We start from the raw sequence: 20,244 nt of genomic DNA, 5'->3' as shown, positions 1-20,244 counted from the left end.
ATACGAACGCATTAAGGAAGCACCATGCAAGCCGAATTGATTGTCGATGCACGCAACGCCGTCGGGGAAAGCCCGGTCTGGGTCCCCGAGGAAAACGCCCTGTACTGGGTGGACATTCCCAGTGGCGGCCTGCAGTGCTGGAACGCCGGGACCGGTCAGCTCAAGGGCTGGGAAACGCCGGAAATGCTTGCCTGTATCGCCCGTCATCAGGACGGCGGTTGGATAGCGGGCATGGAGAGCGGTTTCTTTCGCCTGCACCCCAATGACGACGGCAGCCTGGACAGCGAACTGTGCGCGAGCATCGAGCACAGCCGCACCGACATGCGCCTCAACGATGGCCGCTGCGACCGCCAGGGCCGCTTCTGGGCCGGCAGCATGGTGCTGAACATGGGTGCCAATGCCGACGAAGGCCGGATGTACCGCTATGAAGCCGGGCAACGGAGCCCGGTCGAGGCGCAACTGAGCGGTTTCATCGTGCCCAACGGCCTGGGCTTCAGCCCGGACGGGCGGACGATGTACCTCTCCGATTCACACCCGTTGGTCCAGCAAATCTGGGCTTTCGATTACGACCTCGACAGCGGCACCCCATCCAACCGGCGGTTGTTCGTCGACATGATGCCGTTGGCCGGGCGTCCGGACGGCGCGGCGGTAGACGCCGAGGGTTGCTACTGGATCTGCGCCAACGACGCCGGCCTCATTCATCGTTTCACCCCGGATGGCCGGCTGGACCGTTCGCTGGCGGTGCCGGTGAAGAAACCGACGATGTGCGCCTTTGGTGGCAGCCGCCTGGACACGTTGTTCGTCACCTCGATCCGCCCCGGTGACGACAACGATCCGCATTCCCTGGCCGGGGGCGTGTTCGCCCTCAACCCAGGCGTCAAGGGACTGGCTGAACCGGTTTTCGGAGGGCTGAAACACGCCGCGAAATGATCTGCTTCACCGCTTTGCTGAATGAGCCATAAAAAAACAACAAACTGGAGATGGACCATGAATTTCAAACGCACGCTTCTGATCGCAGCCCTGCCCCTGGCCTTCCTGGCCCAGGCGGCCCATGCCCTTGAGCTCAAGATCGCCGACATCCACCCCAAGGGCTACCCCACCGTGGTGGCCGAAGAAAGCATGGGCAAGACCCTGACCAAGGAGACCAACGGCGAGCTGACCTTCAAATACTTCCCAGGCGGCGTACTGGGTTCCGAGAAGGAAGTCATCGAGCAGATGCAAGTCGGTGCGATACAGATGTCCCGGGTCAGCCTGGGTATCGTCGGTCCTGTGGTACCGGATGTGAACGTGTTCAACATGCCGTTCATCTTCCGCGACCAGGCCCACATGCGCGCCGTCATCGACGGTGATGTGGGCGATGCGATCCTCGACCGGATCACCAATTCCGAGTTCGGCCTGGTGGCCCTGGCCTGGATGGATGGCGGCACGCGCAACATCTACACCAAGAAGCCGGTGCGCAAGCTCGAAGACCTCAAGGGCATGAAGATCCGTGTGCAAGGCAACCCGATGTTCATCGAGATGATGAACGCCATGGGCGCCAACGGTATCGCGATGGACACGGGTGAAATCTTCAGCGCCCTGCAGACCGGCGTGATCGACGGCGCGGAAAACAACCCGCCGACCCTGCTCGAACACAACCACTACCAAAACGCCAAGTACTACAGCCTCACCGGTCACCTGATCCTGCCAGAGCCGATCGTGATGTCGAAAATCACTTGGGAAAAACTGACCCCGGATCAACAGGCGCTGGTCAGGAAGGCCGCCAAGGCTGCCCAGGCCGAAGAGCGCGCGCTGTGGGACCAGAAGTCCGCCGCCAGCGAAGAAAAACTCAAGGCTGCGGGCGTCGAGTTCATCACCGTCGACAAAAAACCCTTCTACGACGCCACCGCACCGGTACGGGCCAAGTACGGCGCGCCTTATGCCGACCTGATCAAGCGTATCGAAGCCGTTCAGTAACGCCTCCCGTTCTGTACTCATGAAAAGGCCCGGCACGCCTGATGCCCAAGGCGTGCCCGGTTACGGTGAAACCCGATGAAGAATTTGCTGCTGCGTATCAACGATAAGATCTACATGACGTGCATCTGGGTTGCCGGCCTTTCCGTCCTGGCGATTTCCCTGATGATTCCCTGGGGCGTGTTCGCCCGCTATGTGCTGGGTTCCGGCTCGAGCTGGCCCGAGCCCACGGCGATCCTGCTGATGATGGTGTTCACCTTCATTGGTGCCGCCGCCAGTTACCGCGCTGGTGCCCACATGGCCGTGGCCATGCTCACCGACCGCATGCCACCGCACCTGAAATCCGCGGCGTCGATTTTTTCCCAATTGCTCATGGCCTTGATCTGCATCTTCATGACGGTCTGGGGCTTCAAGCTGTGCATGTCCACCTGGAACCAGTTCATGGCTTCCCTGCCCGGCCTGCGAGTTGGCGTGACTTATTTGCCGATTCCCCTGGGCGGCTTGCTGACGCTGGTGTTTGTCCTGGAAAAACTCTTGCTCGGTGACCAGAGCAAACGGCGGGTCGTGCAGTTCGACCTGGTTGAAGAAAGTGAAGGTGCCGCTTAATGGACGCTCTGATTCTGCTAGGCAGTTTTATCGCTTTGATCCTGATCGGCATGCCGGTCGCCTACGCCCTGGGCGCCGCCGCCCTGATCGGTGCGTGGTGGATCGACATCCCGTTCCAGGCCGTGATGATCCAGGTGGCAGGCGGGGTGAACAAGTTCTCGCTGCTGGCCATTCCGTTCTTTGTGCTGGCCGGTGCGATCATGGCCGAGGGCGGCATGTCCCGCCGCTTGGTGGCGTGTGCCGGGGTGCTGGTGGGCTTCGTGCGCGGCGGCCTGTCACTGGTCAACATCGTCGCTTCGACCTTCTTCGGCGCGATCTCCGGTTCGTCGGTGGCCGACACCGCGTCGGTGGGTTCGGTGCTGATCCCGGAAATGGAACGCAAGGGCTATCCACGGGATTTCTCTACCGCCGTGACTGTCAGTGGTTCGGTGCAAGCCCTGCTCACCCCGCCAAGCCATAACTCGGTGCTCTACTCCCTGGCTGCCGGCGGTACGGTCTCGATTGCCTCGCTGTTCATGGCGGGCATCGTGCCAGGCTTGCTGATGAGCGCGTGCCTGATGGTGTTGTGCCTGATCTTCGCGAAAAAGCGCAACTACCCCAAGGGCGAAGTGATCCCGATGCGCCAGGCGTTGAAAATCGTCGGCGAAGCCCTGTGGGGCCTGATGGCGATGGTGATCATCCTCGGCGGCATCCTGTCGGGCATCTTCACCGCCACCGAATCGGCGGCCATCGCGGTGCTGTGGTCGTTCTTCGTGACCATGTTCATCTACCGCGACTACAAATGGCGTGAACTGCCGAAGCTGATGCACCGCACCGTGCGCACCATCTCCATCGTGATGATCCTGATCGGCTTCGCCGCCAGTTTCGGCTACATCATGACGCTGATGCAGATCCCAGCGAAGATCACCACGATGTTCCTGACCCTGTCGGACAACCGCTACGTGATCCTGATGTGCATCAACGTGATGTTGCTGCTGTTGGGCACCGTGATGGACATGGCGCCGCTGATCCTGATCCTCACGCCGATCCTGATGCCGGTTATCGTCGGCATCGGCGTGGACCCGGTGCAGTTCGGCATGATCATGCTGGTGAACCTGGGCATCGGGCTGATAACGCCACCCGTGGGGGCGGTGCTGTTCGTCGGCTCCGCCATCGGCAAGGTCAGCATCGAAGCCACCGTCAAGGCGCTGCTGCCGTTCTACGCCGTGCTGTTCCTGGTGCTGATGCTCGTGACCTACGTGCCAGCCCTGTCGCTGTGGTTGCCGCATCTGGTGTTGTAAGAATGACAAATCCCCTGTGATCAGGGGATTTATCTGTGGCAGAGATTATCTGTGGCGAGGGGATTTATCCCCGCTGGGCTGCGAAGCAGCCCCCAGAGGCGCGGATCTCGGTGCATCAGACAGATACCGGTTGCCAGTTTTGGGGCTGCTACGCAGCCCCGCGGGGATAAATCCCCTCGCCACAACAGCGTTCGCACAAAAACCTCTGTAACACCATTTCAATTCAGCAGACCCACACCACCATGACCCCACCCCTTCTCCACCTCGAAGACGAACTGACCCGCCTCACCCTCGCCCCGCATCTGGGCGCCAGCCTGGTCGACTGGACATTGCGCAGCAACGGCGCCCCGCTGCTACGTCCGCCGGCCCCCCAAGCCCTGGAAAACGGCCTGCCCGGCAAGCTCGGTGGTTTCCCGTTGATCCCCTGGTCGAACCGGATCGCCCACGGCGGTTTCGACTGCCCCGATGGCTGGCTGGCCCTGGACGCCAACAGCCCCAACGATCCGTTTCCGATCCATGGCAGCGCGTGGCAACAAGCGTGGCAGGTGGTCGAGCACAGCACCCAAGAAACGCTACTGCAACTCGACAGCCACCATCCGTTCGCCTATCGCGCCAGCCTGCGGATCCGCCTGGGCGGCGGCCAGTTGCACTTCGCAATGCATGTCACGCACATGGCCGAACACGCTGCGTGGCACGGACTGGGTCTTCATCCATACTTTCCACGCACCGCCGCCACGCGCCTGCAAACCCGGGCGAGCGAAGCCTGGCTGTGCGACGCCACGAAACTGCCGACGGAACGGATCGACCTTCCCGAACACTGGAATTTCCAGGAGGCCCGCTTACTGCCGGACACCCTCGTCGATAACGGCTTCGGTGGCTGGGACGGACAATGCCTGATCCAGCAGCCGGACCTGGGCTATGAGCTGGAGTGCCGGGCCAGCGGCTGCGATTATTTCCTGCTCTACTGCCCCGTAGGCTTGGAGTTCTTTTGCATCGAACCGGTCAGCCACCCGGTCAACGCCCACCACCTGCCGGGACGACCGGGATTGCGTTTGCTGGAGCAAGGGCAGTCGATGGCGATGGAGTTTTCAATGCAATGCAGGTTGCTGTAACCCCTGTGGCCATGGGCAATCCCGGTTCATGGCCGCTACGCCCGCACCCACATGAACACCGCCACCCCCAGGCACACCCCGGCAAACCCCACCTGCAGCGCCCGGGCCGGAACCTTGGCCGACACTCGCCGCCCGAGCACCATCCCGACGATGCTCGCCGCAATGAACGCCATCCCTACCCGGTCGATGCTCACCCCGGCATGAAACGCGCCCACCACGCCAATCAACGAAATCAGGCTGATGACCATCAGGGAGGTGGCGACGATCCCGCGCATTTGCACGTCGGTCAGTTGCTTGAACGCCGGCACGATCAGAAAGCCACCGCCCACCCCCAGCAAGCCCGAGACCAGGCCGGTCACCGCGCCCAACGCCGATAGCGTGGCGGTGCAACGAGGCGTCCAGGCCAGGCGGCCGGTCTGGCGGTCGAGCATGCAATTCTTCTGGCCCCAGCTGGCCGTGCCGTGATCGCTGGGGCCCGGCTGCTGGACTTCCCGGCGCAACATGCGCGCCGCCACCAGTACCATCAACAGGCTGAACAGCATCATCAGGATTTTTTCCGAGAGCTGGTGGGCGAGGTAGATGCCCAGCGGCGAAAACACCGCGCCCAGCAGCGCGATCAGCAGGGCCGCACGGTAGCGCACCAGGCCATGGCGCAGCCCGTCGATGGCGCCCACCGCTGCGGCGCTGCCCACCGCGAACAGCGCCACCGGCGCGGCCTGGGTCATGCTCCAGCCCAGTCCGAGTACCAACGCCGGCACCGCCAGAATGCCGCCCCCCGCCCCTGTCAAACCCAGGACCAGGCCCATGACTACACCAAACAAACTTGCCAGTAACATTCAGGTTCTCTCAAGCCGCGCACACCTGTTGGCAGGTGCGATCGCATTTGCAGGACGCCTTGGCCCTCACTAAGCTGCGGACCATATGTTGTAAACCTCAAGCGTAGCAACCGCTTCTTCCCGCACAGGTTCGCTGTCATGCCCGCGCAGATCCAAAGCTTTCTCGACCCCGCCTCAAAGACCTACACCCACGTCATTTTCGAGCACGACGGTGGGCAATGCGCGATAGTCGATCCAGTGCTCGACTACGACCCGACTTCGGGACGCACCGCCACCGAACAGGCCGACCGGGTGATTGCCTTCGTGGGCGAACACCGATTGACCGTGCAATGGCTACTGGAAACCCACGCCCACGCCGACCACCTGTCGGCCGCGCCCTACCTGCGCCAGAAACTGGGCGGCAAGATTGCCATCGGCCAGTCCATCCACCAGGTCCAGAGCGTCTTCAAGGCGCTGTTCCACCTCGAACCACAATTCGCGGTGGATGGTTCGCAGTTCGATCACCTGTTCGCCGCCGACGAGTCCTTCTTCATTGGCAACCTCAAGGCCACCGCGCTGCATGTGCCCGGCCATACCCCGGCGGACATGGCCTACCTGATCGACGGCGATGTGATCCTGGTGGGCGACACACTGTTCATGCCGGACGTGGGCACCGCCCGCTGCGACTTCCCCGGCGGCAACGCCCATCAACTCTACGCCTCGATTCACAAGTTGTTGGCCTTCCCCGCCGGGGTGCGGCTCTATGTGTGCCACGACTACCCGCCGGATGAGCGCGAGCCCCACTGCGTGAGCACCGTGGGTGAACAGCGCCAGCACAACATCCATGTGCGCAACGGCATCGACGAAGCCTCGTTCGTGGCCATGCGTACCCAGCGCGACAAGACGCTGGGCATGCCGACGTTGCTGTTGCCGGCGATCCAGGTCAACGTGCGGGCCGGCCACCTGCCGCCGGCCGAGGACAATGGCGTGACCTACCTGAAAATTCCAATCAATCAACTTTAGAAGCTTGTACTGAATGTAATGGCCTCATCGCGAGCAAGCTCGCTCCCACAGGGGATTGATTAACACCACCAATCCAGTGTGGGAGCGAGCTTGCTCGCGATGGCAGTGGGTCAGGCAACAATGAGCCTCAGGTCCCCAAGGTCAACCCATTGGCCGGCAACGGCAGCGCGGTCTTGTAGCGCACCTGCTTGAGGGCAAAGCTCGAACGGATGTTCGCCACCCCCGGGACCTTGGTCAGGAAGTCCATCATGAACCGCTCCAACGACTGGATGGTCGGCACCAGCACGCGGATCAGGTAATCCGGATCGCCGGCCATCAGGTAGCACTCCATCACCTCCGGCCGGTCGGAGATTGCCTCTTCGAAGTGCTGCAACGCCTCTTCCACCTGTTTCTCCAGGCTGACGTGGATGAACACGTTCACGTGCAAACCCAGCATATCGGCGTCGAGCAAGGTGACCTGCTCGCGGATCACGCCCAACTCCTCCATCGCCCGTACCCGATTGAAGCACGGCGTCGGCGACAGATTCACCGAACGGGCGAGATCGGCGTTGGTGATGCGGGCGTTTTCCTGAAGGCTGTTCAGAATGCCGATGTCGGTGCGATCCAATTTACGCATGAGACAAATAATCCTGTTTTTTATCGTTGTGCAGATTTTTTATCTGCAAATGATCTGAACAGCAAGCTAACAGAGAAAAATATTCTTCTTCGTCGAGCCTATGATTGTTGTAGGACAATTTCCCCTATCCGGGGAAGTTCGTCAGCTAGCGCGCCCACTACAAGAAATTCACAAGATCGAGCGTAGAAAGCCATGAACCCAGCGTATGAACCGCTACGCCTGCACGTCCCCGAACCCACGGGCCGTCCCGGCTGCAAGACCGACTTCTCCTACCTGCACCTGAGCGATGCCGGCACGGTGCGCAAACCGTCCATCGACGTAGAACCCTCCGATACCGCCGACCTGGCCCGCGGCCTGATCCGCGTACTCGATGACCAGGGCAATGCCCACGGTCCCTGGGCCGAAGACATACCGCTCGACATCCTGCGCAAGGGCATGCGCGCCATGCTCAAGACGCGGATCTACGACAACCGCATGGTGGTCGCCCAGCGCCAGAAAAAGATGTCGTTCTACATGCAGAGCCTTGGCGAGGAAGCCATCGGCAGCGGCCAGGCCTTGGCGCTGAACATCGATGACATGTGCTTCCCCACCTACCGCCAGCAAAGCATCCTGATGGCCCGCGAGGTGCCGCTGGTGGACCTGATCTGCCAACTGCTGTCCAACGAGCGCGATCCGCTCAAGGGCCGGCAATTGCCGATCATGTACTCGGTCAAGGACGCCGGTTTCTTCACCATTTCCGGCAACCTCGCCACGCAGTTCATCCAGGGCGTGGGCTGGGGCATGGCCTCGGCGATCAAGGGCGACACCAAGATCGCCTCGGCCTGGATCGGTGACGGCGCCACCGCCGAATCGGATTTCCACACCGCCCTGACCTTCGCCCACGTCTACCGGGCGCCGGTGATCCTCAACGTGGTCAACAACCAGTGGGCGATCTCCACCTTCCAGGCCATTGCCGGCGGTGAAGCCACCACCTTCGCCGGACGCGGCGTCGGTTGCGGCATCGCTTCGCTGCGGGTGGATGGCAACGACTTCATGGCAGTCTACGCCGCCTCGCGCTGGGCCGCCGAACGCGCCCGCCGCAACCTCGGCCCGGCACTGATCGAATGGGTTACCTACCGCGCCGGTCCACACTCCACCTCCGACGACCCGTCGAAGTATCGCCCTGCCGACGACTGGAGCCACTTCCCGCTGGGCGATCCGATTGCCCGTCTCAAGCAGCACATGGTCAAGATCGGCCACTGGTCCGAAGAGGAACATGCGGCGGTCAGCGCCGAACTCGAAGCCGAGGTGATCGCCGCGCAGAAGGAAGCCGAGCAGTACGGCACCCTCGCCGGCGGGCAGATTCCAAGCGCCGCGACCATGTTCGAAGACGTCTACAAAGAGATGCCGGAGCACTTGAAGCGCCAGCGTCAGCAGTTGGGGATCTGACATGAACGATCACAACACCAATATTGCGCTGGATACCGTCATGACCACTACCACCATGACCATGATCCAGGCCCTGCGCTCGGCCATGGACGTGATGCTCGAACGCGATGACAACGTCGTGGTGTTCGGCCAGGACGTGGGTTACTTCGGCGGTGTGTTCCGCTGCACCGAAGGCCTGCAGAACAAGTACGGCACTTCGCGGGTGTTTGACGCCCCGATTTCCGAAAGCGGCATCGTTGGCGTGGCCGTCGGCATGGGCGCCTACGGATTGCGGCCGGTGGCCGAGATCCAGTTCGCCGACTACGTCTACCCGGCCTCGGACCAGATCATTTCCGAGGCGGCGCGCCTGCGTTATCGCTCGGCCGGCGAGTTCACCGCGCCGATGACCCTGCGCATGCCCTGCGGCGGCGGCATCTACGGCGGCCAGACCCACAGCCAGAGCATCGAGGCAATGTTCACCCAGGTCTGCGGCCTGCGTACCGTCATGCCTTCGAACCCCTACGACGCCAAGGGCCTGTTGATCGCCTCCATCGAAAACGATGACCCGGTGATCTTCCTCGAACCCAAGCGCCTGTATAACGGCCCGTTCGACGGCCACCACGACCGCCCGGTAACGCCGTGGTCGAAACACCCCTCGGCGCAGGTGCCAGACGGTTACTACACCGTGCCGCTGGACGTCGCCGCCATTACCCGTCCGGGCAAGGACGTGACGGTTCTCACCTACGGCACCACGGTCTATGTCTCCCAAGTGGCTGCCGAAGAGACCGGCATCGACGCCGAAGTCATCGACCTGCGTAGCCTGTGGCCGCTGGACCTGGACACCATCGTCAAGTCCGTGAAGAAGACTGGCCGCTGCGTGATCGTCCATGAAGCCACCCGCACCTGCGGTTTTGGCGCCGAGTTGGTATCGCTGGTCCAGGAACACTGCTTCCACCACCTGGAAGCGCCCATCGAGCGTGTCACCGGTTGGGACACCCCCTACCCGCATGCGCAGGAGTGGGCGTATTTCCCAGGGCCGTCCCGTGTGGGCGCGGCGTTGAAACGGGTCATGGAGGTCTGAATGGGCACGCACGTTATCAAGATGCCGGACATTGGCGAAGGCATCGCCGAAGTGGAACTGTCGGTGTGGCACGTCAAGGTCGGCGACATGGTGGTCGAAGACCAGGTGCTGGCCGATGTCATGACCGACAAGGCCATGGTCGACATTCCCTCGCCGGTGCATGGCCGGGTCATCGCCCTGGGCGGCGAACCCGGTGAAGTCATGGCGGTGGGCAGCGAACTGATCCGCATTGAAGTGGAAGGCGCGGGCAACCTGAAGGAAGGCCCGAAGGAATCGACGCAACCGGCTGCGGCTCTACCAGCACCGAAGTCCGAACCAATGGCTGCCCCTGAACCGGTCGTGGAAAAAACGGCTGCGCCGAGACCGGTTGCCCAAGCCCCGGTCGCCCGCGATCCTGAGGAACGCCCATTGGCCTCCCCGGCCGTGCGCAAACACGCGTTGGACCTGGGCATTCAATTGCGCCTGGTCCAGGGCAGCGGCCCGGCCGGGCGGATCCTGCACGAAGACCTCGAGGCCTATCTGGCCCAAGGTCCGTCGATCCAGGCCAAGGGTGGTTCGGGTTATGCCGAGCGCCACGACGAGCAGCAGATCCCGGTGATCGGCATGCGCCGCAAGATCGCCCAGCGCATGCAGGAAGCGACCCAGCGCGCCGCGCATTTCAGCTACGTCGAGGAAATCGACGTCACCGCCCTGGAAGAGCTGCGGGCTCACCTGAATGAAAAACACGGTGCCAGTCGCGGCAAGCTGACCCTGCTGCCGTTCCTGGTCCGCGCCCTGGTCGTGGCCCTGCGGGAGTTCCCACAGATGAACGCGCGCTACGACGACGAAGCCCAGGTCATCCACCGCTCTGGCGCGGTGCATGTGGGTGTCGCCACCCAGAGCGACGTCGGCCTGATGGTACCGGTGGTACGTCACGCCGAAGCCCGCAGCCTGTGGGACAGCGCGGCGGAAATTTCGCGCCTGGCCACAGCCGCGCGCACGGGCAAGGCCAGTCGCGACGAGTTGTCCGGCTCGACCATCACCCTGACCAGCCTCGGCGCCCTCGGCGGCATCGTCAGCACCCCGGTGCTGAACCTGCCGGAAGTGGCCATCGTCGGCGTGAACAAAATCGTCGAGCGGCCCGTGGTGATCAAGGGCCAGATCGTGATTCGCAAGATGATGAACCTCTCCAGCTCCTTCGATCACCGGGTGGTCGACGGCATGGACGCGGCGCAATTCATCCAGGCCCTGCGCGGCCTGCTCGAACAACCCGCCACCCTGTTTGTGGAGTAAGGCATGCAACAGACTTTGAACACCACGCTGCTGATCATCGGCGGCGGCCCCGGCGGCTATGTGGCGGCGATCCGCGCCGGCCAGCTGGGCATCCCGACCATCCTGGTGGAAGGCCAGGCGTTGGGCGGGACCTGCCTGAACATCGGCTGTATTCCGTCCAAGGCGTTGATCCACGTAGCCGAGCAGTTTCATCAGACGCGGCACCACAGCCAAGGCTCAGCCCTGGGCATCACGGTGTCGGCGCCGACCCTGGACATCGGCAAGAGCGTGGAATGGAAGGACGGCATCGTCGATCGCCTGACCACCGGGGTCGCCGCCCTGTTGAAGAAGCATAAGGTCCAGGTCATTCACGGCTGGGCCAAAGTGGTCGATGGCAAGACCGTTGACGTCGGCGACACCCGCATCCAGTGCGAGCACCTGCTGTTGGCCACCGGTTCGAAAAGCGTCAACCTGCCGATGCTGCCACTGGGCGGGCCGATCATTTCCTCCACCGAAGCCCTCGCCCCCACCTCGGTGCCCAAGCACCTGGTGGTGGTCGGCGGCGGCTACATTGGCCTGGAGTTGGGCATCGCCTACCGCAAGCTCGGCGCCGACGTCAGCGTGGTCGAGGCCCAGGAGCGGATCCTGCCGGCCTACGACGGCGAACTGACCCAACCGGTGCACGAGGCGCTCAAGCAGTTGGGGGTGAAGCTCTACCTCAAGCACAGCGTCGAAGGGTTCGATGCCCAGGCCAGCACCTTGCAAGTGCGTGACCCCGCTGGCGACACGCTGAACCTGACCACCGACCGAGTGTTGGTGGCGGTCGGGCGCAAACCCAATAGCCAAGGCTGGAATCTCGAAGCGTTGGACTTGGCGATGAACGGTGCTGCAGTGAAAATCGACCACCGCTGCCAGACCAGCATGCACAACGTCTGGGCCATCGGCGACCTGAGCGGCGAACCGATGCTCGCCCACCGGGCCATGGCCCAGGGCGAAATGGTCGCCGAGCTGATCGCCGGCCAGCACCGGGAATTCAACCCAACGGCCATTGCCGCTGTGTGCTTCACCGACCCGGAGCTGGTGGTGGTCGGCAAGACGCCGGACGAAGCCCAGGCGGCCGGGCTGGACTGCCTGGTTTCGAGCTTCCCGTTCGCCGCCAACGGCCGGGCCATGACCCTGGAATCGAAAAGCGGTTTCGTCCGGGTCGTGGCGCGCCGGGACAATCACCTGATCGTCGGCTGGCAAGCAGTCGGCGTCGGCGTGTCGGAGCTGTCCACCGCGTTTGGTCAGTCCCTGGAAATGGGCGCACGCCTGGAAGACATCGCCGGCACCATCCACGCCCATCCGACGCTGGGCGAGGCCGTGCAGGAAGCGGCGTTGCGGGCGTTGGGGCATGCGTTGCATCTGTAACCGATCAGTTGTAGGTGAATGACCTTGTGGCGAGGGGATTTAGCGAAACGTCGCACCGCCCCGCTGGGCTGCGAAGCAGCCCCAAAACCTGGCATCGCGGGGCGTCAGATACATCGAGGACTCAGAGCCAAGGGGGCTGCTTCGCAGCCCAACGGGGATAAATCCCCTCGCCACAGGTTTTGCGGAGCACCAACCAGCGGGTTTTCATCCACAGGATCGGTGTTACAGGCTGCGAAACAGCCCCGGAATGAAGTATTGTTGTCCCCATCCAAAAAACGTCAGAAGCCTTGAACCGTTTCGACGGTTGTTAAGCAATAGAGGGTGTCATGGGTAACGAGAGCATCAATTGGGACAAACTGGGCTTTGACTACATCAAGACCGACAAGCGCTACCTGTCGCACTGGCGCGATGGCGCCTGGGACGCCGGCACCCTGACCGACGACAACGTGCTGCACATCAGCGAGGGCTCCACCGCCCTGCACTACGGTCAGCAGTGCTTCGAAGGCCTGAAGGCCTATCGCTGCAAGGACGGTTCGATCAACCTGTTCCGCCCGGACCAGAACGCCGCCCGCATGCAACGCAGCTGCGCCCGCCTGCTGATGCCGCACGTCGAGACCGAGCAGTTCATCGAAGCCTGCAAGCAAGTGGTCCGCGCCAACGAGCGCTTCATCCCGCCCTACGGTACTGGTGGCGCGCTGTATTTGCGCCCGTTCGTGATTGGCGTGGGTGACAACATCGGCGTGCGCACCGCACCCGAGTTCATCTTCTCGATTTTCTGCATCCCGGTCGGCGCCTACTTCAAGGGCGGCCTGACCCCGCACAACTTCCTGATCTCCAGCTTTGACCGCGCCGCCCCGCAAGGCACCGGTGCGGCCAAGGTCGGTGGCAACTATGCCGCCAGTCTGATGCCCGGCTCCCAGGCCAAGAAGGCCAGTTTCGCCGACTGCATCTACCTGGACCCGATGACCCATTCGAAAATCGAGGAAGTCGGCTCGGCCAACTTCTTCGGCATCACCCACGACGACAAATTCGTCACCCCAAAATCCCCTTCGGTCCTGCCGGGCATTACCCGCCTGTCGCTGATCGAACTGGCCAAATCGCGCCTGGGCCTGGAAGTGATCGAAGGCGACGTGTTCATCAACAAGCTGTCGGACTTCAAGGAAGCCGGCGCCTGCGGTACTGCGGCGGTGATCACCCCGATTGGCGGCATCAGCTACAAGGACAAGCTGCACGTGTTCCACAGCGAAACCGAAGTCGGCCCGATCACCCAGAAGCTCTACAAAGAGCTGACCGGCGTGCAGACCGGCGACGTCGAAGCGCCAGCGGGTTGGATCGTCAAGGTTTGACCTGAGCAACTGCCTGTTCAGCCGGCATGAAAAAGCCCACCCTGCCTCGGCAAGGGTGGGCTTTTTACTGGCGGCTTCGGCTACCCCCGACGCAATACCAGCCATCGTCCCCAGCGCTGGTGAAACCAACCGTAGCCACTGACCAGCAGAATCCCGCCCAGCACCAGGACCGCGCCGAGGATGAAGTTCGGCTCCAACGGTTCGTCCAGCAGCCAGACACCAAAGCCAATGCCGAACAACGGCGTCATGAACGACAGCACGCCCAACTGCGAAGCCAGGTAATGGCGCAGCAGCGAGAACCAGATCAGGAAACTGGCGAAGGACACCAGCAACACCTGGAACGCCAGGCTGGCAATGAGTTGCGGCGTGGGGTTGATCGTCGTTTGCGCCAACGCCACCGACATCCCGATCAGCAGCACTCCGGCGCCGACCAATTGATACAGCAGCGTCTGGCTGGCGGGCAGGTCCGTCAATCGCGAACAACGGACCGTCACCGTGGTCGCGCCCCACAGCGCACCGGCCAACAACCCCATGCCGTCACCGAGCAATGAACTGCCGTTCGGCGCCCCCGAGCCACCACTGAAGGCCACCACGATCCCGGCGAATGCGACGGCGATACCCAGCCATTGCGCCGGCTTGAGGCGTTCGCTCGGCAGTTTCCAGTGCAACCCGAGGGCGGCGAACATCGGTGCGGTGTACAGGAAAATCACCATGTGCGAAGCCGTCGTATGCCGCAGGCCTTCGCCCACCATCACGAACTCCAGGGCAAACAGCAGGCCCACCAGCAGGCCCGGCCGCCAACTGCCGTCGGCCAGGGACAGGCGTTCACCCCGCGCCAGCACCAACAGCCAGACCATTACCGCGGCGATGGCCGAGCGCACGCCCAGTTGCAGCATCGGCGCCATGTCAGCGGCGCTGGCCTTGATCGCGACTTGCTGGAAACCCCAGATGGCACAGAGTCCAGTCATCAGGGCACAGACCTGGCCATCCAGGGCGCGGCGGGTGGTCATGGGAAAGGTCCTTGGGCAGAAATGGATGAAAGGATTGTCTGCCTGACACCTTTGCTGGATATAGTGATTACCCGACAAGCCATCCCGGTAATCCGCCATCGCGGTCGATATGCAGCCTCCAGTCCAACATCTGAAAATGCCTCCGTTCGACGCGGCCCTGCCCTCGCCGATTTTCTTTCGCAGCGCCTGCATGCCGGCCCACGCCACTTACCCCCGGCATCGGCATGCCTGGGGTGAGTTCGTCTATTCCTACAGCGGGGTCATGGAAATCGAGATCGCCCAGCACCATTACCTGGCGCCACCGCAGTACGGCATCTGGCTGCCGCCGGACATGGAACACGTTGGGTTCAATCGGCATGAGGCCTGTCATTGCTCGTTGTACCTGGCGGCCGAACTGTGCGCTGCGCTGCCGGTCGTACCCTGCGCGCTGACCTTGAGCCCACTGATCCGCGCATTGCTGGAAGAGCTGCGCAGTGATCCACCAAGCCAACCCCAGACACCCGAGCAGCAGCGCTTGTTGCAGGTACTGGTGGACAAGCTGACTCAGGCGCCCCATGCCGGTAGCTACCTGCCCTCCTCGGATGATCCACTGCTGGGCCCCGTATTGCGGGCCCTGGAGGCGAATCCCAGCGACCCGCGCTCCTTGCCGCAACTGGCCCACGCCGCCAACACCACCGAACGCACGCTGATGCGCCGGGCCCAACGGGACCTGGGCATGTCTCTGGTGGAATGGCGCCAGCGCCTGAAAGTCATCGAGGCCCTGGCCCTGCTCGAACGCGGCCAGACCGTGGAAACCATCGGCCTGGACCTGGGCTACAGCAGCGCCTCGGCGTTCATCAGCATGTTTCGCAAAATGATGGGCACCACGCCGGATGAGTATCGACGCAGGCATATGGCTTGACGATGGGGGTGGCGCTGGAATGGCTATCGCGAGCAAGCTCGCTCCCACAGGGTTATCCGTTGTCTACAGATCCTGCGCTCGCCGCAGATCCATGGTGGGAGCGAGCTTGCTCGCGATGGCGATAGCAGGATCGACATCCCTCTCTGCACTCACCCCAAACCGCCCCGCCATCTCCCGGCGACCGTTGGCCGTCAACCCCAGCGCCCGGCTATCCAGGTCCTGGATCACCCACTTGCGCTTGATCGCCACTTGCAGCAACGCCGCCCCCAGGGCCCCGCCCAGGTGCGGACGGCGCATGCTCCAGTCCAGGCAGGGGCAGGCGAATCGACGTCGTTGTGCGGCGAGTAACTGAACGTCGATGCCCAACCCCGCGAACAACACCTCGCCGGATTCACTCAGCCGATAGCCCTGTCCTGACACCTCCACCAGCCACCCGGCCTCGATCATCCGATCATGCAGCCGCACCGCCAGGGTGCCGGCCATGTGGTCGTAGCAGGTACGGGCGAATTGCAGGCGATCCGGGGTACGCGGCGTGAAGGTCGGCGCGGCGTTCTGGCCGATCACCATCAGTGCTTCGAGGGCCTGGGCGACGCGTGGGTCCGCCAGGCTGTAGTAACGATGCCGGCCCTGGATGTGCAGGCGCACCAAGGCCAGATCCTTGAGCTTGGCCAGGTGGGCACTGGCGGTGGAGGCGCTGACCTCGGCGATGCTCGCCAATTCGGTGCTGGTGCGGGCATGGCCGTCCATCAAGGCACACAGCATACGGGTACGAGCCGGCTCGGCAATGGCGGCGGCCACCTGGGACACGCCTGCATCATGATGTTCTGCGTTCATATTTCGCTCCCGGACGAACAAAGCCATGTCTCGACTGGAGAGAGTAGCAACACTTTCTCCCTCGCGAACAAGACAGCGCTTCATGGACCTGATCCCTACCCTACTACACGAGCCTGCGGGCCCGCTCCTGCGCCCTTCAATCGTCCCGGGTCAGTACTTCCAGCAACTCGATTTCAAAGATGAGGTTAGTGTTGGGCTTGATGTGCGCGCCCATGGACCGTTCACCATAGGCGAGGTGGGCCGGCACCAGAAGCTTACGCTTGCCGCCGACCTTCATGCCCATCAGCCCCAGGTCCCACCCCTTGATGACGCGACCGGTGCCGATCACACACTGGAAGGGTTTGCCGCGGCTATAGGAGGAGTCGAACTCGCTGCCATCTTCAAGTGTGCCGCGATACTGGGTGGTGATCAGCGCACCTTTGACTACGCTTTTGCCGTCACCCTGTTCCAGGTCGATGATTTGCAGTTCTTCGTTCATGGGGCTCTATCCGTGTCATTCAGGCGCCGGGTTTTCGCAGAATTCCGGGCGTCTGGCAATCTTTTGTGACGAGGTTTTATGCCTTCGCCACAGGCTTGTATTCCATGCATCAGGGAACCGCGGCAGCCACTTCGGTTCACATGGGTATCGGCCCTGCATTTCAGATAAGGATTTTCTGATGACTGATTTTCGCCCGCTCCACAGTTTCATTCCTCCGTACATCCTCAACCGCATCATCGCCCACGGCTCCGAACAGCAACGCTCCAGGGCCCTGGGCACCCTGACCCACGTACGCAGCCTGCGGCACAACCCCGGTCCGCCGCACAACCCGCCCGCCGCCGCGAAGCTGCCCAAGCCAGGCAAGGCCGGTCAGCCACAGCGCAGTGTGCATGACGCCCAAAACACCATGGAACTGCCCGGCCAGCCGATACGCCTGGAAGGCCAACCGGCCAGCGGCGACCCGGCGGTGGACGAGGCCTACGATGCCCTCGGCGCCACCTATGATTTTTTCTGGAAGATCCTGGGCCGCGACTCCATCGACAATAAAGGCTTCGCCCTGGTGGGCAGCGTGCACTATGGCCAGGGCTACGAAAACGCGTTCTGGAACGGCGCGCAAATGGTGTTCGGCGACGGTGACGGTGAAATTTTCCAGCGCTTCACCCGCTCCCTGGATGTCGTGGCCCACGAGCTGGCCCACGGCGTCACCGAAAGCGAAGCCGGGCTGATCTATGCCAATCAGTCCGGGGCGTTGAACGAGTCCATCTCAGATGTGTTCGGCGTGCTGGTCAAACAGTTCGTGCTCGAACAGACCGCCGACCAGGCCGACTGGCTGATCGGCGCCGACCTGCTCACCGACAAGATCAACGGCGACGGCCTGCGCAGCATGTCCAACCCCGGCACGGCCTACGATGACCCGATGCTGGGTAAAGACCCGCAACCGGCCCACATGCGCGAATTCGTCATTACACGCGAAGACAACGGCGGCGTGCACATCAATTCCGGCATTCCCAACCGCGCCTTTTATCTGGTGGCCACCACGCTGGGCGGATTTGCCTGGGAAAAGGCCGGCCGGATCTGGTATGACACCTTGTGCGACCGCAAACTGGCCAACGACGCGTCCTTCAGCGCTTTCGCCCGCCTGACCGTCGAGCACGCCCGCCAGCGTTTCGGCGCACGGGAGGTGCAAGCGGTGCAGGATGGCTGGGCCCAGGTCGGCGTCGACCTGACAGAGGAAAGCTGATGAAAACCCTTCCAGACCTCGACGATAACGCCGTGGTACGGCTGTCACGCCAGGGCGGCGTGGCGGCCATTCATGCCTTGACCCGCCCCCGGGAAATCGAGTTCGCCCAATGCGACCTCGACCAGCGCACACGCATCTGCTCGGTATTGGAAGGCTGCCTGCCGTTGACGTCGTCCAGCCCAGGCCGGGGCGATCAGCGGTTTTTCCAGATCGAAGTGCGCTATCGCGCCAACGACCAGGATGACGAAATGGTGTTGCAGGTGCCTGAGGACCAGGCACCCGGTGAACTGGTGCATCTGTGGGATAAAGGCGAAGTGCTCTGAGGGCCTAACGTGTGGCCGGAACGATCTTGACGATTGCGCCGGACACGGTTTCGATCAGCAAGTATTTGTCGTCGATATGCACCCATTGCTGCTCGCTTGTCGGCTGCTCGAGCTGCTTCTGTTTCCAGTCTTTCATGGCTCTGTCCGCGCGCTGGTAATCCGCCGGTACCCGGTCGTTCTCCACCAGCCTGCGGCCATTGCTTGGCGAATGCTCCAGGGCATCCCCGGTTTTCTCAACGGCTTGCGCGACAGGCCCAAGGGCTGTGAGGCCGGAGATCAGGACCAGGCTGGCGATCAGGGTGGGTTTGCGCATAGAAAAAAACTCCAGTTATTCGAGGGACTGAAACTGGGACTTCAGCGGCGGCGAATCATTCCGTTGACTGTAGCCGTGGCGAGGGAGCTTGCTCCTTCGCCACAGGATATAGTGGCCAAACCTTGGACAACGGACCCCACCATGACGACCCCGACCACTGCCTCCCCTGCCCTGAAGGAAATTTTCAACGCCGCGCGCCTGGAGCATATCGCCAGCGAAATGAGCGCGGTTTATCCGGCATTCGACACCCGGGCATTCCTGGACATGGCCAACGACGGGCTGGCCGAGTTGTCGGTGATGCAGCGCGTGGCACGGGTCAGCGAGTGCCTGCATGCCGTGCTGCCCTTGAGTTATGAAGCCTCATTGGAAGTGCTGCGCGACCTGGCCCCGCGCCTGAACAGCATGTTCGTCAGCATGTTCCTGCCGCACTACGTGGCGGCTTACGGCCAGCACCGCTTCGACCTGTCCATGGACGCGCTCAAGTACTTCACCCAATTCGGCTCTTCGGAGTTCGCGGTACGGTACTTCCTGCGTGACGACCTCGAACGCACCCTCAAGGTCATGCACACCTGGGCACGGGATACCAACGAGCACGTCCGCCGCCTGGCCAGCGAAGGCAGCCGGCCACGCTTGCCCTGGTCGTTTCACCTGGAACCGATCCAGGCCAACCCGGACCTCGCCGCCGCAATTCTCGACGCCCTCAAGGCCGACAACAGCCTCTACGTGCGCAAGTCCGTGGCCAATCACCTCAACGACATTACCAAGCAACATCCCGACTGGGTGTTGGAGCGGATCGAAAGCTGGCCCTTGCAAGAGCGCCACACTGCATGGATCGCCCGGCATGCGTTGCGCAGCCTGATCAAACAAGGCAACCCTCGGGCGCTGGCCGTGATCGGGGTGGGTGGCAAGGCCCAGGTCGAAGTCCTGGAGCTGAAGGTGACGCCGGCGGTCATTCGCCTGGGGGACCCGATCACGCTGTCCTTCAAGGTGCAATCAACCCTCGAGCAGAACCAGCGCCTGGTGATCGATTACGCCATTGACTACGTGAAAGCCTCCGGCGGCACGTCGGCGAAAGTCTTCAAGCTCAAGACCTTCGACCTGCCCGCCCAGGGTTGCGTCGCCCTCAGCCGCACCCAACACATCCGCGAGCTGACCACCCGCCGGCACTACGCGGGCCTGCATGCGGTGCATCTGTTGGTCAATGGCGAGCGCCTGGGCAGCACGGCATTCGAGATCCTGCCTTGA

The 20,244-nt window shown here is 62.7% G+C and carries 21 protein-coding genes; 15 read left to right on the top strand and 6 right to left on the bottom strand.

All coding sequences use genetic code 11. From position 1 onward, the window contains the following. Positions 1-24: 24 nt before the first annotated feature. The 5 genes from LOY70_RS12340 to LOY70_RS12320 all read left to right on the top strand — a co-directional run bounded on the left by LOY70_RS12340 (position 25) and on the right by LOY70_RS12320 (position 4,951). Complete coding sequence (locus LOY70_RS12340) at positions 25-930, top strand: SMP-30/gluconolactonase/LRE family protein (RefSeq protein WP_265037002.1); 906 nt, start codon at positions 25-27, stop codon at positions 928-930. A gap of 57 nt (positions 931-987) precedes the next feature. Next, positions 988-1,956 carry a TRAP transporter substrate-binding protein gene (locus LOY70_RS12335; protein ID WP_265037000.1) on the top strand — a complete coding sequence of 323 codons (969 nt, stop codon included), beginning with the start codon at positions 988-990 and terminating at the stop codon, positions 1,954-1,956. 75 nt (positions 1,957-2,031) lie between these two features. After that, positions 2,032-2,559 (top strand): TRAP transporter small permease, encoded by a 528-nt coding sequence (locus LOY70_RS12330; RefSeq protein ID WP_060741713.1) that lies wholly within the window; start codon positions 2,032-2,034, stop codon positions 2,557-2,559. Next, on the top strand, positions 2,559-3,839 hold the full coding sequence (locus tag LOY70_RS12325; RefSeq protein WP_265036997.1) for a TRAP transporter large permease: 1,281 nt from the start codon (positions 2,559-2,561) through the stop codon (positions 3,837-3,839). Before LOY70_RS12330 ends, LOY70_RS12325 begins: the two co-directional genes overlap by 1 nt. Before the next feature lie 242 nt (positions 3,840-4,081). Next, a complete protein-coding gene (locus LOY70_RS12320) occupies positions 4,082-4,951 on the top strand; it encodes an aldose 1-epimerase (RefSeq protein ID WP_265036995.1) in 870 nt (289 codons plus the stop codon). Between the two features lie 35 nt (positions 4,952-4,986). Here LOY70_RS12320 and LOY70_RS12315 read toward each other — a convergent pair whose 3' ends face one another. Beyond that, positions 4,987-5,787: a sulfite exporter TauE/SafE family protein gene (locus tag LOY70_RS12315; RefSeq protein WP_265036993.1), complete on the bottom strand. Its 801-nt coding sequence runs from the start codon at positions 5,785-5,787 to the stop codon at positions 4,987-4,989. A gap of 138 nt (positions 5,788-5,925) precedes the next feature. On the opposite strand from LOY70_RS12315, the gene LOY70_RS12310 reads away from it, so the two are divergent. Beyond that, entirely contained in the window at positions 5,926-6,789 is an 864-nt protein-coding gene (locus tag LOY70_RS12310; protein WP_265036991.1) for an MBL fold metallo-hydrolase, read from the top strand. A 127-nt stretch (positions 6,790-6,916) separates the two neighbouring features. On the opposite strand, the gene bkdR is transcribed toward LOY70_RS12310, so the two are convergent. Then, positions 6,917-7,405, bottom strand: a complete 489-nt coding sequence (gene bkdR / locus LOY70_RS12305) for a Bkd operon transcriptional regulator BkdR (protein WP_003180456.1) — start codon at positions 7,403-7,405, stop codon at positions 6,917-6,919. Between the two features lie 192 nt (positions 7,406-7,597). Between bkdR and LOY70_RS12300 the strand changes: the two genes are divergently transcribed. From LOY70_RS12300 to LOY70_RS12280, 5 genes are all read left to right on the top strand, one after another. Next, on the top strand, positions 7,598-8,833 hold the full coding sequence (locus LOY70_RS12300) for a 3-methyl-2-oxobutanoate dehydrogenase (2-methylpropanoyl-transferring) subunit alpha (RefSeq protein ID WP_265036987.1): 1,236 nt from the start codon (positions 7,598-7,600) through the stop codon (positions 8,831-8,833). A gap of 1 nt (position 8,834) precedes the next feature. Continuing rightward, the gene (locus LOY70_RS12295; RefSeq protein WP_265036985.1) at positions 8,835-9,893 is read left to right on the top strand and encodes an alpha-ketoacid dehydrogenase subunit beta; all 1,059 of its coding nucleotides are present in this window, start codon (positions 8,835-8,837) and stop codon (positions 9,891-9,893) included. Next, positions 9,894-11,165, top strand: coding sequence for a dihydrolipoamide acetyltransferase family protein (locus tag LOY70_RS12290; RefSeq protein WP_265036984.1), 1,272 nt, complete (start codon positions 9,894-9,896; stop codon positions 11,163-11,165). Between the two features lie 3 nt (positions 11,166-11,168). Beyond that, a complete protein-coding gene (gene lpdA, locus LOY70_RS12285) occupies positions 11,169-12,554 on the top strand; it encodes a dihydrolipoyl dehydrogenase (RefSeq protein ID WP_265036982.1) in 1,386 nt (461 codons plus the stop codon). 326 nt (positions 12,555-12,880) lie between these two features. Further along, the gene (locus tag LOY70_RS12280) at positions 12,881-13,900 is read left to right on the top strand and encodes a branched-chain amino acid aminotransferase (protein ID WP_265036980.1); all 1,020 of its coding nucleotides are present in this window, start codon (positions 12,881-12,883) and stop codon (positions 13,898-13,900) included. Positions 13,901-13,980: 80 nt separating this feature from the next. Here LOY70_RS12280 and LOY70_RS12275 read toward each other — a convergent pair whose 3' ends face one another. Beyond that, the gene (locus LOY70_RS12275; protein WP_265036978.1) at positions 13,981-14,910 is read right to left on the bottom strand and encodes a DMT family transporter; all 930 of its coding nucleotides are present in this window, start codon (positions 14,908-14,910) and stop codon (positions 13,981-13,983) included. A 109-nt stretch (positions 14,911-15,019) separates the two neighbouring features. On the opposite strand from LOY70_RS12275, the gene LOY70_RS12270 reads away from it, so the two are divergent. Further along, complete coding sequence (locus tag LOY70_RS12270; RefSeq protein ID WP_265036977.1) at positions 15,020-15,811, top strand: AraC family transcriptional regulator; 792 nt, start codon at positions 15,020-15,022, stop codon at positions 15,809-15,811. A 63-nt stretch (positions 15,812-15,874) separates the two neighbouring features. On the opposite strand, the gene LOY70_RS12265 is transcribed toward LOY70_RS12270, so the two are convergent. Together LOY70_RS12265 and LOY70_RS12260 are read right to left on the bottom strand one after the other, a co-directional pair. Further along, positions 15,875-16,645: an ArsR/SmtB family transcription factor gene (locus LOY70_RS12265; protein ID WP_265036975.1), complete on the bottom strand. Its 771-nt coding sequence runs from the start codon at positions 16,643-16,645 to the stop codon at positions 15,875-15,877. Positions 16,646-16,781: 136 nt separating this feature from the next. After that, entirely contained in the window at positions 16,782-17,123 is a 342-nt protein-coding gene (locus LOY70_RS12260) for an FKBP-type peptidyl-prolyl cis-trans isomerase (RefSeq protein WP_265036973.1), read from the bottom strand. Positions 17,124-17,301: 178 nt separating this feature from the next. Here LOY70_RS12260 and LOY70_RS12255 point away from each other — a divergent pair, with 178 nt between their 5' ends. Then, positions 17,302-18,363 (top strand): M4 family metallopeptidase, encoded by a 1,062-nt coding sequence (locus tag LOY70_RS12255; protein ID WP_265036971.1) that lies wholly within the window; start codon positions 17,302-17,304, stop codon positions 18,361-18,363. Further along, complete coding sequence (locus LOY70_RS12250) at positions 18,363-18,686, top strand: protealysin inhibitor emfourin (protein WP_265036969.1); 324 nt, start codon at positions 18,363-18,365, stop codon at positions 18,684-18,686. The genes LOY70_RS12255 and LOY70_RS12250 overlap by 1 nt, the downstream gene beginning before the upstream one ends. Before the next feature lie 4 nt (positions 18,687-18,690). On the opposite strand, the gene LOY70_RS12245 is transcribed toward LOY70_RS12250, so the two are convergent. Continuing rightward, on the bottom strand, positions 18,691-18,999 hold the full coding sequence (locus LOY70_RS12245; RefSeq protein WP_265036967.1) for an RcnB family protein: 309 nt from the start codon (positions 18,997-18,999) through the stop codon (positions 18,691-18,693). Positions 19,000-19,140: 141 nt separating this feature from the next. On the opposite strand from LOY70_RS12245, the gene LOY70_RS12240 reads away from it, so the two are divergent. Beyond that, complete coding sequence (locus tag LOY70_RS12240) at positions 19,141-20,244, top strand: DNA alkylation repair protein (RefSeq protein ID WP_265036965.1); 1,104 nt, start codon at positions 19,141-19,143, stop codon at positions 20,242-20,244.

It is taken from the genome of Pseudomonas sp. B21-054 (assembly GCF_026016345.1).
Classification (GTDB): domain Bacteria; phylum Pseudomonadota; class Gammaproteobacteria; order Pseudomonadales; family Pseudomonadaceae; genus Aquipseudomonas.
Note: the sequence above shows the minus strand (reverse complement) of the source record. Positions and strands in the feature narration are given on the sequence as shown.